The 14,557-nt window shown below is 44.9% G+C and carries 11 protein-coding genes; 3 read left to right on the forward strand and 8 right to left on the reverse strand.

Annotation, left to right across the window (positions count from 1 at the left end; all coding sequences use genetic code 11):
- Nucleotides 1-197 precede the first annotated feature (197 nt).
- Complete coding sequence (locus tag R7Q47_RS04305) at nucleotides 198-878, reverse strand: DUF3334 family protein (RefSeq protein WP_025766833.1); 681 nt, start codon at nucleotides 876-878, stop codon at nucleotides 198-200.
- 263 nt (nucleotides 879-1,141) lie between these two features.
- Here R7Q47_RS04305 and R7Q47_RS04310 point away from each other — a divergent pair, with 263 nt between their 5' ends.
- A complete protein-coding gene (locus R7Q47_RS04310; RefSeq protein ID WP_025766832.1) occupies nucleotides 1,142-4,177 on the forward strand; it encodes an FAD-binding and (Fe-S)-binding domain-containing protein in 3,036 nt (1,011 codons plus the stop codon).
- Between the two features lie 73 nt (nucleotides 4,178-4,250).
- Nucleotides 4,251-4,712, forward strand: coding sequence for a methyltransferase family protein (locus R7Q47_RS04315; protein WP_005377951.1), 462 nt, complete (start codon nucleotides 4,251-4,253; stop codon nucleotides 4,710-4,712).
- Between the two features lie 110 nt (nucleotides 4,713-4,822).
- On the opposite strand, the gene R7Q47_RS04320 is transcribed toward R7Q47_RS04315, so the two are convergent.
- The 6 genes from R7Q47_RS04320 to hutC form a co-directional block, all read right to left on the reverse strand.
- Entirely contained in the window at nucleotides 4,823-5,548 is a 726-nt protein-coding gene (locus tag R7Q47_RS04320; RefSeq protein WP_017821813.1) for a DUF3581 domain-containing protein, read from the reverse strand.
- A gap of 335 nt (nucleotides 5,549-5,883) precedes the next feature.
- Nucleotides 5,884-7,419 carry a histidine ammonia-lyase gene (hutH, locus tag R7Q47_RS04325; RefSeq protein ID WP_017634855.1) on the reverse strand — a complete coding sequence of 512 codons (1,536 nt, stop codon included), beginning with the start codon at nucleotides 7,417-7,419 and terminating at the stop codon, nucleotides 5,884-5,886.
- Nucleotides 7,420-7,430: 11 nt separating this feature from the next.
- Nucleotides 7,431-9,128, reverse strand: coding sequence for a urocanate hydratase (gene hutU, locus R7Q47_RS04330; RefSeq protein ID WP_025766830.1), 1,698 nt, complete (start codon nucleotides 9,126-9,128; stop codon nucleotides 7,431-7,433).
- 73 nt (nucleotides 9,129-9,201) lie between these two features.
- A complete protein-coding gene (gene hutG / locus R7Q47_RS04335; RefSeq protein ID WP_025766829.1) occupies nucleotides 9,202-10,212 on the reverse strand; it encodes a formimidoylglutamase in 1,011 nt (336 codons plus the stop codon).
- Between the two features lies 1 nt (nucleotide 10,213).
- Complete coding sequence (gene hutI, locus R7Q47_RS04340) at nucleotides 10,214-11,464, reverse strand: imidazolonepropionase (RefSeq protein ID WP_005377945.1); 1,251 nt, start codon at nucleotides 11,462-11,464, stop codon at nucleotides 10,214-10,216.
- 129 nt (nucleotides 11,465-11,593) lie between these two features.
- Nucleotides 11,594-12,301: a histidine utilization repressor gene (hutC, locus tag R7Q47_RS04345; protein ID WP_005377944.1), complete on the reverse strand. Its 708-nt coding sequence runs from the start codon at nucleotides 12,299-12,301 to the stop codon at nucleotides 11,594-11,596.
- 248 nt (nucleotides 12,302-12,549) lie between these two features.
- Between hutC and R7Q47_RS04350 the strand changes: the two genes are divergently transcribed.
- Complete coding sequence (locus tag R7Q47_RS04350) at nucleotides 12,550-13,293, forward strand: sporulation protein (protein ID WP_017821818.1); 744 nt, start codon at nucleotides 12,550-12,552, stop codon at nucleotides 13,291-13,293.
- A gap of 6 nt (nucleotides 13,294-13,299) precedes the next feature.
- On the opposite strand, the gene R7Q47_RS04355 is transcribed toward R7Q47_RS04350, so the two are convergent.
- On the reverse strand, nucleotides 13,300-14,277 hold the full coding sequence (locus R7Q47_RS04355; RefSeq protein WP_213874418.1) for a DUF3187 family protein: 978 nt from the start codon (nucleotides 14,275-14,277) through the stop codon (nucleotides 13,300-13,302).
- Between the last annotated feature and the right edge of the window lie 280 nt (nucleotides 14,278-14,557).

Below are 14,557 nucleotides of genomic sequence, written 5' to 3' on the forward strand. Positions count from 1 at the left end.
AACGAAAGCAGAAAATTTATGAAGTCAGACATATTACCTTTTTTGACATAAAAACGAAATACAAGGTGGGACTGAAGATAATTTCAGCACATAAAAAGAAGCCTCGCATTAAGCGAGGCTGGCGTTTTAGTTCGTCGTAATCAGTATGAAGTCGTACTTGTGTCTAAGAAGCCATTCTTCATTAAGATTCGTTAGAATTACAACCCGAGCTGGTTGAGCAAGTCATCGGCATCATCGTTTGATCCCGACGATCTAGATTCTTTCTCAGCCAACTGTTTACGTGTGGCCTCTAAAATGTCGTCTGGGTTTTCGTCTTCAGCAACTTCAAACTCTTCCAGTTGGATGAACTCAGTTTTATCCATTGCTAGTTCGAGATAGAAAATATTGTTGTTTTCGGTGGAGAACGTCACTCTGCGCGCTTGAGGGCGGTCAAGGTTGGTATCAACTTGTAAGATAACTTGCTTATTCAGCGCCAGCATTTTTGGTTGGTTTTGTGTGATGTTCGTTTGCAGGTCTTTACGAATTTTATTAGTGAAGTCTCCGACCAGTTGATTCATGAGTTCACCCAGAACATCGCCTACCTCGTCAGAAGTATGAGATATTGCCAGTTCTTCTTCTGGCATGCCCATATTACGCATGTAGTTGGTGTAGATCTCCAGTGCGGCTTTTGCCGTAAAATTAATCACAACTAGCCCGGTAAATCCGCCATCAAACAGAACAAAACAGCCAAAATCTGGTTTGAGGCTAGTCTTGTGGATTTTTTGCACCATTGCTGAATAATTTACTTGAGAAGATGTCGCCGAAGTAAGTACGCCAGAAACAGACTGGCAAAGTTTGAGAAGGATATCTTCAGTGGTCACAATTTTATTTTTTTTCATTCTGAAAACTCATCTAGAAACGCGATTCGTTCCCCAATGTAAGGCATCAAGCGTGAAAAAATAAAGCATAAGTTTAATTATTGTATCGAGATTCTGATTTGCTCGTCTTTTTAAATGTTGTAAAGTGACGAAATTCAAAGAATATTACTTCACTAACTCTTTTGTGGTGTTATTTTTCGCTTAGCGCCAATTTGTATGAGAAGTGAGCAAATAATTACACAACCCGCAGCTGATCGGATCAGCGTCGTAGGGGCAGGAAGCAAATGTTACCAAGATTACACTCGCAAACTGATGTCGATCCTCTTGTTCTTAGTTTTCTGAAAGAGCTTGAGCACGCCGGATTCACTGGTGATATCGAAAGCCAATATTCAAGTCGACTAGCGGTTGCCACTGACAACAGTGTTTACCAGCAACTTCCTCAGTCTGTCGTTCATCCCAAAACGACAGAAGATGTTTCTCTCCTCGGGAAACTGAGCAATAAAGAAAAGTACGAACGAATTACCTTTTCACCTCGTGGTGGCGGCACAGGGACCAATGGTCAGTCGCTTACCAAAGGTATTGTGGTGGATATGTCTCGTCACATGAACAAAGTGCTTGAGATTAATGAGAAAGAAGGCTGGGTTCGTGTACAAACTGGTGTAGTGAAAGACCAGTTAAATGACGCTGTTCGCCCTTATGGCTACTTCTTCTCTCCAGACTTATCTACCAGTAACCGTGCAACGATTGGCGGCATGGTCAACACCGATGCTTCTGGTCAAGGTTCTCTGAAATACGGAAAAACATCCGATCATGTTTTGTCGCTACAAGCGGTGTTTGCTGATGGTTCAATTTTAGAGTCGGACTTGTCTCATGGTTACCCAAAAGAAGGCGAGTTTGCTGCCAAGGCGCTACGTGTAACGGAATCCGTATGTCGTGAAAAACGCCAGCAGATCGTAGATAAGTTTCCTCCTCTTAACCGATTTTTAACGGGCTACGATTTAAAAAATGCCTTGAATGAAGAAGGTGACCGTTTCGATATCACACGAGTACTGTGCGGCGCTGAAGGTTCATTGGCATTCATTACCGAAGCGAAGCTTAACCTGACGCCAATTCCGAAAGCGCGTACTTTGGTTAACGTTAAATACAACAGCTTTGATTCTGCACTGCGTAATGCACCGTTTATGGTAGAAGCGAAGGCGCTGTCTGTAGAAACCGTTGACTCAAAAGTGCTTAATCTCGCGAAGCAAGATATCGTTTGGCACACCGTGAGCGATTTACTTACCGATGTTCCAAATAAAGAGATGCTTGGTATCAATATGGTGGAATACGCAGGTCAGGACGAAGAGGAAGTTGCTGCTCAGGTTGCAGCATTGACCGCCAAGCTCGATACCATGTTGGAAACAGAAGAAGCGGGCATTATCGGCTACCAAGTTTGTAACGATGTAGCGAGCATTGGGCGTATTTACAACATGCGTAAAAAAGCGGTGGGTTTGTTAGGCGCAGCAAAAGGTCGTGCTAAACCGGTCGCATTCGCTGAAGATACCTGTGTGCCACCAGAAAACCTGGCGGACTTCATTGTAGAGTTTCGAGAACTGTTAGACAGCAAGTCTCTGAATTACGGCATGTTTGGTCACGTCGATGCTGGGGTGCTTCACGTACGTCCTGCGTTGGATTTGTGTGACCCGCACCAAGAAGCATTGATGCACGAAGTTTCTGATGAAGTGGTCAAGCTGGTGGCGAAATACGGTGGTTTGATGTGGGGTGAACACGGCAAAGGTTTCCGTTCAGAATATGGCCCTGAGTTTTTCGGCGACGAGTTGTTTACTGAACTGAGACGTGTGAAAGCTGCATTCGATCCACACAACAAAATGAACCCGGGCAAAATCTGTACACCGCTGGATAGTGATGCAGAGCTTGTCAAAGTTACCGATACCAAACGTGGTTACTATGACCGTCAGATTGACGTTCAAGTACGTGACAGCTTTAAACAAGCGATGGAATGTAACGGTAACGGTTTGTGTTTTAACTACGATACTAGCTCGCCAATGTGTCCATCGATGAAAGTAACAGCCGATCGTCGTCATTCACCGAAAGGTCGTGCGGGTTTGGTTCGCGAGTGGTTGCGTCAGCTCACTGAGCAAGGCATTGATATTCTTGACTTAGAAAAGCAAACACTAGAAAACAAAACATCAATCAAAACCATGGTTGACCGCGTACGTCATTCTATCAATCGTCGTCACGAGTATGACTTCTCTCACGAAGTGTATGAAGCGATGAATGGTTGTTTGGCGTGTAAAGCGTGTGCGAGTCAGTGTCCGATTAAAGTCGATGTTCCGAGCTTTCGCTCGCGCTTTTTAAACATCTATCACTCTCGTTACCAACGTCCTGCAAAAGACTATCTGGTTGCGAACATTGAGACTATGCTGCCGATGATGGCGAAAGCGCCAGGTGTCGTAAATGGTGTTTTGAAGCAGTCGTGGGTGAAAAGTTTAACGGCATCTACGGTCGGGTATGTCGATGCGCCGTTGTTATCAGTACCCACCTTGAAACAACGAGTAGAGTCGCTGACAACGCCTTATGATCTGCAAGCGCTCAGTGGTTTGTCTTCGTCTGAAAAGAGCAAGCATGTTTTAATTGTTCAAGACCCATTCACTAGTTACTACGACGCTGATGTCGTTGAAGACTTCGTTAAGTTATTGAAAAAGCTGGGTATGAATCCGGTGCTTCTGCCGTTTAAGCCGAATGGTAAAGCACAACACATTAAAGGGTTTTTACGTCAGTTTAAGGACACAGCAGCCGACACAGCGAAGTTCTTGGCGATGGTAGCGGATTTGGATATCCCATTAGTTGGCGTCGATCCTGCTTTGGTGCTGTGTTATCGAGATGAATACACTGAAGTGCTTGGCAGTAAGCGAGGTAATTTCGATGTACTAACAGCCCACGAATGGCTTTACCCAAGACTAGAAGCGTTTGAAAGCGGAGAGCATAAGGCGCAGGAACCTTGGTATCTGTTTGCTCACTGTACTGAGAAAACCAAAATGCCAAATGCGGAAAAAGAGTGGGGCGCTATTTTTGCTCACTTTGGTGCAGTTTTGAATACGGTACCTGTTGGTTGTTGTGGTATGGCGGGTACGTTTGGTCATGAGGTTGATAAGTTGTCGATGTCGAAAGACATTTACAATTTAAGCTGGAAGCCGAGCTTAGATAAGTTGGATAACGAGAGATGTTTGATTACAGGCTATTCTTGCCGCAGCCAAGTTAAACGCTTTGAAGGAACGAAGCCCAAGCATCCCGTTCAGGCATTGTTAACTTTGTTGTAATCGGACTAAATCAAGCCCAGTTTTACTGGGCTTTTTAGAAACCGTATTTAGACCCTTTCAAAGGATATGAATCTTGAGAAAACTTGAACTCAAAGTCCCACCTGTTGTGGTGTTTTTGCTAGTCATACTTTTGATGTACGGACTTAAAGTTTTGACGCCGAGCATGAACATTCGAGTACCCTTTGTTGAATTTGTAGTAGGTGTATTAACTTTGTTGTCTGGCTACATGGGCATTGCTGGCGTGTATGAATTTCGCAAAGTAAAAACCACAGTGAACCCAGTAAAACCTGAAGCGGCATCTTCTGTTGTAAGAACTGGTGTGTTTGCCTTTTCACGCAACCCTATGTACACGGCATTATTGCTTCTAATCATAGCAACTGGTTTGTGGTGGCAGCACTTGAGTGTGGTGCTTTGTGGCGTGATATTTGTCAGTTATATGAATCGGTTTCAAATCAAGCCTGAGGAACGCGTTTTAGAGCGATTGTTTGGTGAAGAGTATGTGGATTATAAAAATCATGTTCGTCGTTGGCTCTAAGCATTGCATTTAGTTTTGTTTGGATGAGACATAAAAAGAAAGCCCAACGGTAGACGTTGGACTTTCTTTTAGTAAACACATTTTTTGTGCGCTTCTGATAGGGCAGTCGACTAGGCTGCCTTAACGAACTTTGCTAGGAATGCATCCTTACGTTCATTAAAGCGGCGTACAAGGTCGTCAACCGCTTCTTGGTCATATGGCTTCAAGCCACTTGCAACCATGCGCTTAATACCTTTACCAACGACTTCACCGTCTTCTTTAAACGCAAAGTTTAAGGTGACTACACCTCGTTTTCCTTCTACGTCGAATGTTGCGCCAGTGAAATCCACCTCTGGATGCGTAAGGTCTAAGCGTGAAAATTCGACTTCCATGCTTTCATAAATAACTAATGGACGCTGGCAGTTAATCATCATTTGCTTCTCTTCCATAAGAGGAACCATGATGTGAGGGAAGTTCATACCAGAAAATTGCACGTAATTTGTCACTACATGCTCAATAAATGCCGGATCGTGGTTAGTTTCACCTTCACGGGACATGTGTAAGTATTCTTTACCTGCCTCGTCAACAACAGCGCTTTCTTTGTCACACTTATTTTCAATATGAAGTGCTACACCATCGTTTACCATGCCAGAGAAGTTAAAACGCATCTTTTGGCTAACGCCTTCTTTACTAAGAAGCACAGCGAAAAGTAAATCTCCAGGGACACAAAAGCGTTTGTTGTCTTCATCATGAATTGGGTTGTAGTCACCTGCGACACGTTTTGCAAAGTGGCTTGCTTGTTCGCGAGTGAACTGAAACTGGTGATTAGTGTTTGAAAAATAAGGTGTTAGAAACATAATTTTTACGTAGTAACCAAAACTGTGTGGGATTATATGCGAATATCTGCGTAGCAATGGTCCATCCAGTGAAAACTTCACCGTATCCTAACAATAAGACACTATTTCGGCGGATAAACCGTTAAAAACGCATACTTTAGCAACGCTTTTATTTGTGAAAACAATAAACAACGACTTTTTCGCTCGCCTATCTTTTAAAGTATAGCCATCAAAGTAGACTGGCGTTCATAAATAGTGCCATCAACATGTTTAATCGTATGTAAAAAGGCTCCACGCTGAACGTAGAGCCTTCAAGTCATTATCTGTTTATTCGATGAAATGCCAGTTATGCTTGGTTATTGAACACTTGGTAACAAGCTCTCTGGCATGAGCGTGTTGTGGATAGCCAGCTTAAGCAGAGTATTTGCCTGTTCAATGTCTGGAGCAAAGTAGCGATCTTTATCGTAGAACGATACTTTTTCACGCAACATTTGTTTCGCAATCTCAATACGCTCAGAGGACTTGTTTGGTGCTCTAAAGTCTAGGCCTTGTGCTGCTGAGAGGTATTCTACCGCCAGAATACCGCGAGTGTTTTCGCCCATTTCTTTCAATCTGCGAGCCGCGAATGTTGCCATTGACACGTGATCTTCTTGGTTTGCAGATGTTGGCAAGCTGTCTACTGACGCTGGGTGAGCGAGCGTTTTGTTTTCACTTGCTAACGCAGCAGAGGTCACCTGAGCGATCATGAAACCAGAGTTCACACCACCATTGTCGACTAAGAACGGTGGCAGTTTTGATAGCGCGCTATCGATAAGTAATGCCATACGACGTTCAGACAAGCTGCCGATCTCGGCAATCGCAAGTGCTAGGTTGTCGGCTGCCATTGCAACAGGCTCCGCGTGGAAGTTACCGCCAGAGATGATGTCACCATCTTCAGCAAACACCAACGGATTATCTGATACGGAGTTCGCTTCTACTTGTAATACTTCCGCCGCATTGCGGATTTGCTGTAAACACGCGCCCATCACTTGAGGCTGACAGCGCAAAGAATACGGGTCTTGCACTTTTTCACAGTTAGTGTGCGAGTCACCTATTTCACTCGATGTGTCTAACAAATGACGGTATGCGAGTGCTGCGTCCATTTGGCTGCGATGACCACGTACACGGTGAATGCGCGGATCGAATGGACGTCGGCTGCCGAGAGCGGCTTCAACAGACATTGCACCACAAACGGTTGCTGACGCGAAAAGGTCTTCCGCGATAAACAGGCCTTCCAATGCGAACGCTGTGGATGCCTGAGTCCCATTTAGTAGCGCTAAGCCTTCTTTTGGCGCCAGAGTGATAGGCTCTAGACCTGCGATTTTTAAAGCTTCTTGCCCGGAAATGATATTACCGTTGTGGCGAGCTTGTCCTTCTCCCAGTAATACTGTGCTCATATGGGCTAGAGGAGCTAAGTCACCTGATGCGCCAACAGAGCCCTTTTTAGGTACGCAAGGGTAAACTTGTGCGTTGACTAGGTCGGTCAGCATATTAATGACTTTTAGGCGAATCCCAGAAAAGCCACGAGACAGACTATTGATTTTTAATACCATCATCAGACGAACCGTTTCATCTGACATAAACTCACCGATACCTGCCGCATGAGAAAGAACGATACTGCGTTGCAGTGTTTCTAAATCTTCTGGTGCTATTCGTGTGTTAGCCAATAGCCCAAAACCAGTGTTAATTCCGTAAACCGTTCGATCTTCCGCGATGACTCGGTCTACGACCTGTGTGCTTTCTTCAATGGCCGGAATGGCTTCAGGATCCAAAGTAAGGTTGACTGGTGAACGGCTCACTTGGCGTAGTTCGTTTAAGCTAATATGACCTGGCTTTAGCGTTAAATTTAACATCTCTTTCATCCTTACTTGAGCTTCTTCAGTTCTTCGTTGAGCATTGGCAAATCTAGCCCTTGCTCTGCTGCACATTGTTTAGCGATATCGTATCCCGCATCAGCATGACGCATAACGCCTGTTGCTGGGTCGTTATGCAGCACGCGGGCAATACGTTCTGAGGCATCTTCACTGCCGTCACAGCAGATAACCATACCTGAGTGTTGCGAGAAGCCCATACCTACGCCACCACCGTGGTGTAGTGAAACCCAAGTTGCGCCGCCCGCCGTGTTGAGTAGCGCGTTTAATAATGGCCAGTCTGATACGGCGTCAGAACCGTCCATCATACCTTCGGTTTCACGGTTCGGGCTTGCTACAGAGCCAGAATCTAAGTGATCTCGACCAATGACAACGGGCGCTTTAAGTTCGCCATTTTTCACCATTTCGTTGAATGCTTGACCAAGACGCTCACGATCTTTAAGACCAACCCAGCAAATACGCGCAGGTAAACCTTGGAACTGGATGCGTTCGCGAGCCATATCTAGCCAGTTATGTAAGTGCGGATTATCTGGAATTAGCTCTTTTACTTTTTGGTCGGTTTTATAAATGTCCTCAGGATCGCCAGAGAGAGCAGCCCAACGGAAAGGACCGATACCTTCACAGAATAGAGGACGAATGTAGGCTGGAACGAAGCCAGGAAAATCGAATGCGTTTTCTACGCCTTCTTCCAAGGCCATCTGGCGGATGTTGTTACCGTAGTCGAGTGTTGCGGCGCCGCGATTTTGCAGCTCTAACATCGCTTGAACTTGCACAGCCATGGATTTTTTCGCTGCTTTTACGACCATTGCTTCATCTTGCAAACGCATTTCTGCTGCGTGAGACATGCTCCAGCCTTGTGGTAAATAGCCATTGAGCGGGTCGTGTGCAGACGTTTGGTCTGTTACGACATCAGGCGTGATATTACGTTCTACCAGCTCAGAGAAAACGTCTGCTGCATTACCTAGTAGACCAACCGATACTGGTGTGTCTGACTCTTTAATGATAGCTAGCGCTTCATCTAAAGAAGTCGCTTTCTTATCGACATAGCCTGTACGCAGGCGGTAATCGATACGTGATTCATCACACTCTACTGCAATCATGGAGAAGCCCGCCATTGTACCAGCGAGAGGTTGAGCACCACCCATGCCACCAAGACCACCTGTTAGAATCCAACGGCCCTTTGCTTCACCGTCAAAGTGTTTTTTTGCAACAGATACGAACGTTTCGTATGTGCCTTGTACGATACCTTGCGAGCCAATGTATATCCAGCTGCCAGCGGTCATTTGGCCGTACATCATCAAGCCTTGTTTATCGAGCTCGTTGAAGTGTTCCCAGTTTGCCCAATGCGGAACAAGGTTTGAGTTTGCGATAAGCACGCGTGGGGCATTTTTATGAGTAGGGAAAACACCAACAGGCTTGCCTGATTGAACTAAAAGCGTTTGGTCATCTTCGAGTCTTTCAAGTACTTCAACAATCTTGTCGTAACATTCCCAGTTTCGCGCTGCTCGGCCAATGCCGCCATATACAACCAGTGAATGTGGATGTTCTGCAACATCAGGATCAAGGTTGTTCATCAGCATACGAAGAGGGGCTTCGGTTAGCCAAGATTTTGCGCGCAGTTTATCTCCGTGAGGTGCACGAATTGTTCTGCTTGTATCAAGTCGTGGATCTTGTCCCTGGCGCTGTGTCATTTCAGACTCCTTTAGTTTCTCGTGATGACCAAGTACTTGCTTGGTCGTAATAATCAGTGGCATCTGGGATGCATCATGGTTTGTGCTGTTTTTCCGCCATTGCGTTGGCGATATCCCAACACAAACGGGCAGCTAATCGTGCAGTTTGACTATCGACGTCATAATTTGGGTTGTATTCGGCGATATCAGCCAGCATTAGCTTATTTTTGTAATGAAGAATTCGCTCTAAAAAGGGTGCAATAGTGTCGTAACTCACTCCCCGAGCAGCTGGTGCGCTGACTCCAGGTGCGGTTGCGGCAGGAAATACATCTAGATCAATGGTCAAATAGAGGTAGTCACAGTCGTCAATAAAATGCTGAAGCTGAGTTAAGTGATAACTGTGGTTTAAGTAGCAGAGCTGATTGTCCTCTACATACCAAACATTTAACGCATCTGCTTTTTCAAATAGCGCTTTAGTGTTGCTACTACGGCTTACACCAATACAAGCGTAATGAAAGTCCCAATCGTTACGTTGACAAAAATGATGAATTTGGTTGAAGGGTGTGCCGGAGCTCGGTCTTATGTCGGCGAGGTTGCTCTCAAATGCGCGCAAATCGAAATGAGCATCGAAATTAATAATGCCGATTTTAGGCTTCTTCTCTGGATAGTGCTCTTTAAAATACCCCGCTAAGCCGGAAAAGGAGGCCCACGCAATCTCATGCCCACCACCTAGCACGATGACTGGCGTATGGGGCAGTGCGCTTGAAATGGTTGCTGCACATAGAGCTTGGCTCTCTTCCAGTAAGTCGTCTTCACACACCACAGTACCTAAGTCATATAGTGGGGCGTCTTGGTGCCATGCTAAATTAGCGAGTGCTCGTCGGATTAAGTCTGGCGCTTTTTTCGCGCCAATGCGTCCTTTGTTTCTCGCAACGCCAGCGTCGGTAGCAAAACCGAGTAATGAGACGCCATGCGCAACGGCACTCAACTCATCTGCTTTTTGGCGTTGAACAACGTGATGAATTCGCTGACGAAGCTTGCCGTCCTCGGCATCATGACGGCCTTGCCAATGAAATAGGGGAGAGTGTAGGTCGAATTGAGACATATTATTGGCCTCCGTGTGAAATGTATTCACCATTTACTATACGACCTACCAGACGTTTTGCTCCGACTTGATAGCTTAAATCCGCAGGGCTTTCGATATCCCAGATAGAGAAGTCCGCATCAAACCCTACTTTGATTTCGCCACGTGAGTTTTGATAACCCAGAGCTTTGGCTGCATGTTGCGTTACACCACGCAGTGCTTCTTGCGGTGTAAGGCGAAATAGTGTGCACGCCATATTCAGCATGAGTGTGAGATCAGAAAATGGTGATGTACCTGGGTTGACGTCCGTAGCAATTGCCATCGGCACGTTATGCTCTCTCAACAACTCAATCGGTGGTAACTGAGTTTCTCTTAGAAAATAAAAAGCGCCAGGCAATAGAGTGGCGACAGTGTTTGATCGAGCAAGTGCTTTAACACCTTGCTCATCTAAAAACTCGATGTGATCCGCTGACAGACCGTTGTATTGCGCAGTGAGGGCTGTACCACCGAGATTAGAAAGCTGCTCAGTATGCCCTTTAACCTTTAAGCCGTGACGTTTTGCAGCTACAAACACTTTTTCTGTTTGTTCAAGATTGAAACCAATCGATTCACAAAAAACATCGACACTCGTAGCTAATTCTTCCTTTGCGACAACAGGGATTATGTCCTGACAAATGTGCTCAATATAATCATCTGCACGACCTTGGAACTCTGGCGGAATGGCGTGAGCGGCGAGAAGTGTAGTGGTGATTTTAACTTTGCGCTCTTGTTCAAGCATTTTGGCTGCACGGAGCATTTTTACTTCATCATTCAGTGTCAATCCGTAGCCTGATTTCACTTCGACAGAAGTGACGCCGCTCGCGAGTAGCCCGTCTAAACGTGGCAACGCTAACTCAACTAATTGCGCTTCGGTTGCTGAACGCGTCGCATGCACCGTTGAAAGTATCCCACCGCCTTGTTTGGAAATTTCTTGATATGGCACGCCGTTTAAGCGCATTTCAAATTCGTTGGCACGATTGCCCGCGTAAATAAGATGAGTGTGGCAGTCGATCAAACCTGGCAGAACTAACTTGCCTTGAAGGTCGATACTCTGAGCGTAATGTTGGGCAGACAGCAGAGACTCGGTTTGCGGTGCGTCTTCACCAATGGCACAAGTACTGATCGCAACGATTTTTCCAGATTGAATACCAATGCGCGCTGGAGGCGTTGGAAGGTATCCGCATTCTCCCGATTGCATGGTAACTAGACGTGCGTTTTCAATCAGCAAATCCATGTTTGTGTCCCTGTGTTTATTTGTATCATTAAATGTATATACAAATAAATAGAGCAAAATAAGAACACTGACAAGATTGATGTTGCTAAAATGTGATCAAAACGTAGATCTAGAGGACAAATCTTGTCCTTAAATGAGCACTTTTGAGCTCAGCTTATATTTGTTACCAGGGTGATAAAGTAGGGCGGTACTGACTAACTTATCTTGGCTCCACGTTCTGCGATTCAAGAGAAGGCAAGGTTCATTGGCTTGCATTTTTAAGTCTTGCTTAATACGGCTTTCAGGCACAATTGCCTCTACAGTATGTTCTATCGCGCTGAGTGGGCAATTATTTGACAGGTATTGATTTGGAGTGATTTGTGTGAAGTCTTGATTTAAATAACTCGGGGCATATTGGCTATTCACCCAGCGGAGCTCCAATTGAATCGGCGTTTGGTCTTCATAGTGAATAATTTCACTGTAAAACACTGTCGTGCCTAGCATAACGCCGAGTTTTGTCGCAATGTTGTCATCTGCTTTTATGGCAATCTGTTTGAGCACTTTACTGCCATACTTTCGCCCTCTATCGCTGACTTCTTCGGCAATGTTTCGAATGTCTAGCAGGGGAGATTCTGACTTTTCACCAGGATCACACACGAACGTGCCTAAGCGTGGGCGACGTTGTAATCGGCCCTCATTAACTAAATCCCGAATTGCTTTGTTCACTGTCATTCTACTGACACCAAATTGCTCGGTAAGCTCAATCTCGGTGGCGATGCGATGACCAACTACCCACTCTCCAGCATCAATTTTATCCAGGATAAATTGTTTAATTTGAATGTAGAGTGGTGCAGACATAATGATTTCCCTTTATTTGACTATACAAATACTGCTTAATTTAGGTACAAATTGCAAACATTTCTCGACGAATGTACCGCTTAGTGACCGAACAATCCTATTGCAGAGCTGAATGACTCTTGCTGCTGAGCATTATTTGGATTGATGATTGAATTCAAACATTTTCTTGTGGTCTATTGCTTGCACAGCAGAAAACAATTGTGTAAACAAACGATTATTAGAAGAAAAGTCGCTAAAAAAGGAAAAGTATGTTTAAAAAATTGAAAGCATCACTGGGGATCGGCTCTGCAAAAGTAGATACCATTTTGGACGAAATGAGCGTGTTTCAAGGAGCGACGCTGAAAGGGCATGTTCATATCAAAGGCGGAGACGTCGAACAACAAATTGATGCTATTACGATTAAATTGAACACGGAAATGAAAGTCGAAGTGGATGATAGCGTAAGTTACCAAACCTTCACTATTGATCAATTGAAAGCAGTTGACCCTTTTGTGATTCAACCTAATGAAGAAAAGCAGGTTCCGTTTGAGCTAAAACTGCATGATGAAACGCCAATTACTGCGGTTAGCGCACTTAAGAATCAATGTCATGTTTGGGTCGAGACGACGTTAGATATTGATTTTGCGATTGACCCGCGTGACCGTGACTATATTGAAGTGAAACCACTACCAGTAGCATCTCGGGTTATTCAAGCGATCGAGCAAGCTGGCTTCACTATGGTTAAAGCCGATGTTGAAAAAGGCTTTTTGCGCGGTGGCTCGTTTGCCTCTCGCTCTGGTATTTATCAAGAGCTAGAGTTCCGTAACAGCGGCTTTATCTCATCAAAAGAAATTGAGCTCTCTTTTATTCTGGAAGGGCAGGTCATGCATTGTTTGGCAGAGATTGACCGTTCGCTCAGCTTGGCTGGTGACCAATATCGCTCGTTTACGTTGCCGATCAATGCAACCGATGCTCAAGTCGCTGCCGCAGTTGCACCAACGCTAAATCTATAGCTCTCATCAACTTGATGAAAATATGTACCGATATCCTATTGTGAAAGCGATATCGGTACTGTTATCCATGTTTCTTGCGTTCTCTACGGCTAAAAACTCAAGCGCTGAATTTTCCATTAGATATCGATAGCCTAACACCAGTTCATTAGAGGCATCAGCAAACTCTGTGGGCCCTTCTGTTGAGCCTTGATACCAATGATATTCCAACATCAGGTGATGGTTATCTTCTAAGGCATAACGGTACCCACCCGCAATGGCAATCGTATTATGTCGATAGGGCAGATCGAGCAAGGCACGGTCATCCGATCGAAAAGTCATGCCAATCATCGAATAAAATGCATGAGCATCACTTAAGTAGCTGTAGTTTAATTGGAAGCCTTGCTCGAAACTGCTACCTTGAAAAGTGCCGTGAGCCACATCGTTAAAATACAAACTGCCGCCAATCGATAGGCCGTGATGTTCATTTTGGAACACTTGATACTGTAAGTAAGTAGATAGGTTATTGGCCAGTGTTTGTCCTTCGAAATCATCTTCAAGCACATCATATTGCGGCATTGAAATGTAAAAACGATCTCTGTCTACTTTATCCCGCCCATTTTGTCCGATACCGAAAAGTTTATGGAAGCTTTTCGTCAGTCCATCTAAATGGTTGTCAGCGGCAAAGACCCATCGATAGTTGAGCTCCCACTGCCAACGATCGCTGACTTGCCATTTGTTGCCTAATTCGATTTGATTGTGGTAATAATCCAGTGCGTATTCATCAGTATGAGCCCAAACACTTGCCACGGTTCCTGAACCATAGGCTTCGACAAAACCAGAGGGCAGACTATGTCCTGAGCGCAGTATGTTAGTGTGACTAACCACTTGCATTGGGGATTGTGCGTAAGAACGCAGCGGGCCATATAAGTCATTTGATGCGAAGGCTTGTAAAGAACATATCGAGGTGCTTAGAAGCACCATAAAGCGCGATTTGAAATAGACCATGATGAATACCTACATACAAACTACTCTATAAAACAACTATATACCTAAATCGCACGTTGAGCTCTCGCCCAGCGTGTTAGGCTTTGTATCGGTTCACACGTAATAGGCGATATTGTAATTTGTTGTGTAAGTTCATTGAGGGGCAATTCCGTTGGTCCCTTAAAAGCATGATCAGATTGTCGTGACGGGTCTGCGGTTAAGTTCTTATGACAAAACAAAATCGCGCTTTGCATTCTAAATGTGAGCTAGGTACAATCCCATTTTCGATAACGGTCCGGTA

It is taken from the genome of Vibrio sp. Vb0349, from assembly GCF_033338975.1.

What these genes read in the sequence shown, in the direction of transcription:
- R7Q47_RS04305 (WP_025766833.1), bottom strand. Translation starts at nt 878, where the DNA reads ATGAAAAAAAATAAAATTGTGACCACTGAAGATATCCTTCTCAAACTT.
- R7Q47_RS04310 (WP_025766832.1), top strand. Translation starts at nt 1,142, where the DNA reads ATGTTACCAAGATTACACTCGCAAACTGATGTCGATCCTCTTGTTCTT.
- R7Q47_RS04320 (WP_017821813.1), bottom strand. Translation starts at nt 5,548, where the DNA reads ATGTTTCTAACACCTTATTTTTCAAACACTAATCACCAGTTTCAGTTC.
- hutH (WP_017634855.1), bottom strand. Translation starts at nt 7,419, where the DNA reads ATGTTAAATTTAACGCTAAAGCCAGGTCATATTAGCTTAAACGAACTA.
- hutU (WP_025766830.1), bottom strand. Translation starts at nt 9,128, where the DNA reads ATGACACAGCGCCAGGGACAAGATCCACGACTTGATACAAGCAGAACA.
- hutG (WP_025766829.1), bottom strand. Translation starts at nt 10,212, where the DNA reads ATGTCTCAATTCGACCTACACTCTCCCCTATTTCATTGGCAAGGCCGT.
- hutI (WP_005377945.1), bottom strand. Translation starts at nt 11,464, where the DNA reads ATGGATTTGCTGATTGAAAACGCACGTCTAGTTACCATGCAATCGGGA.
- hutC (WP_005377944.1), bottom strand. Translation starts at nt 12,301, where the DNA reads ATGTCTGCACCACTCTACATTCAAATTAAACAATTTATCCTGGATAAA.
- R7Q47_RS04350 (WP_017821818.1), top strand. Translation starts at nt 12,550, where the DNA reads ATGTTTAAAAAATTGAAAGCATCACTGGGGATCGGCTCTGCAAAAGTA.
- R7Q47_RS04355 (WP_213874418.1), bottom strand. Translation starts at nt 14,277, where the DNA reads ATGGTCTATTTCAAATCGCGCTTTATGGTGCTTCTAAGCACCTCGATA.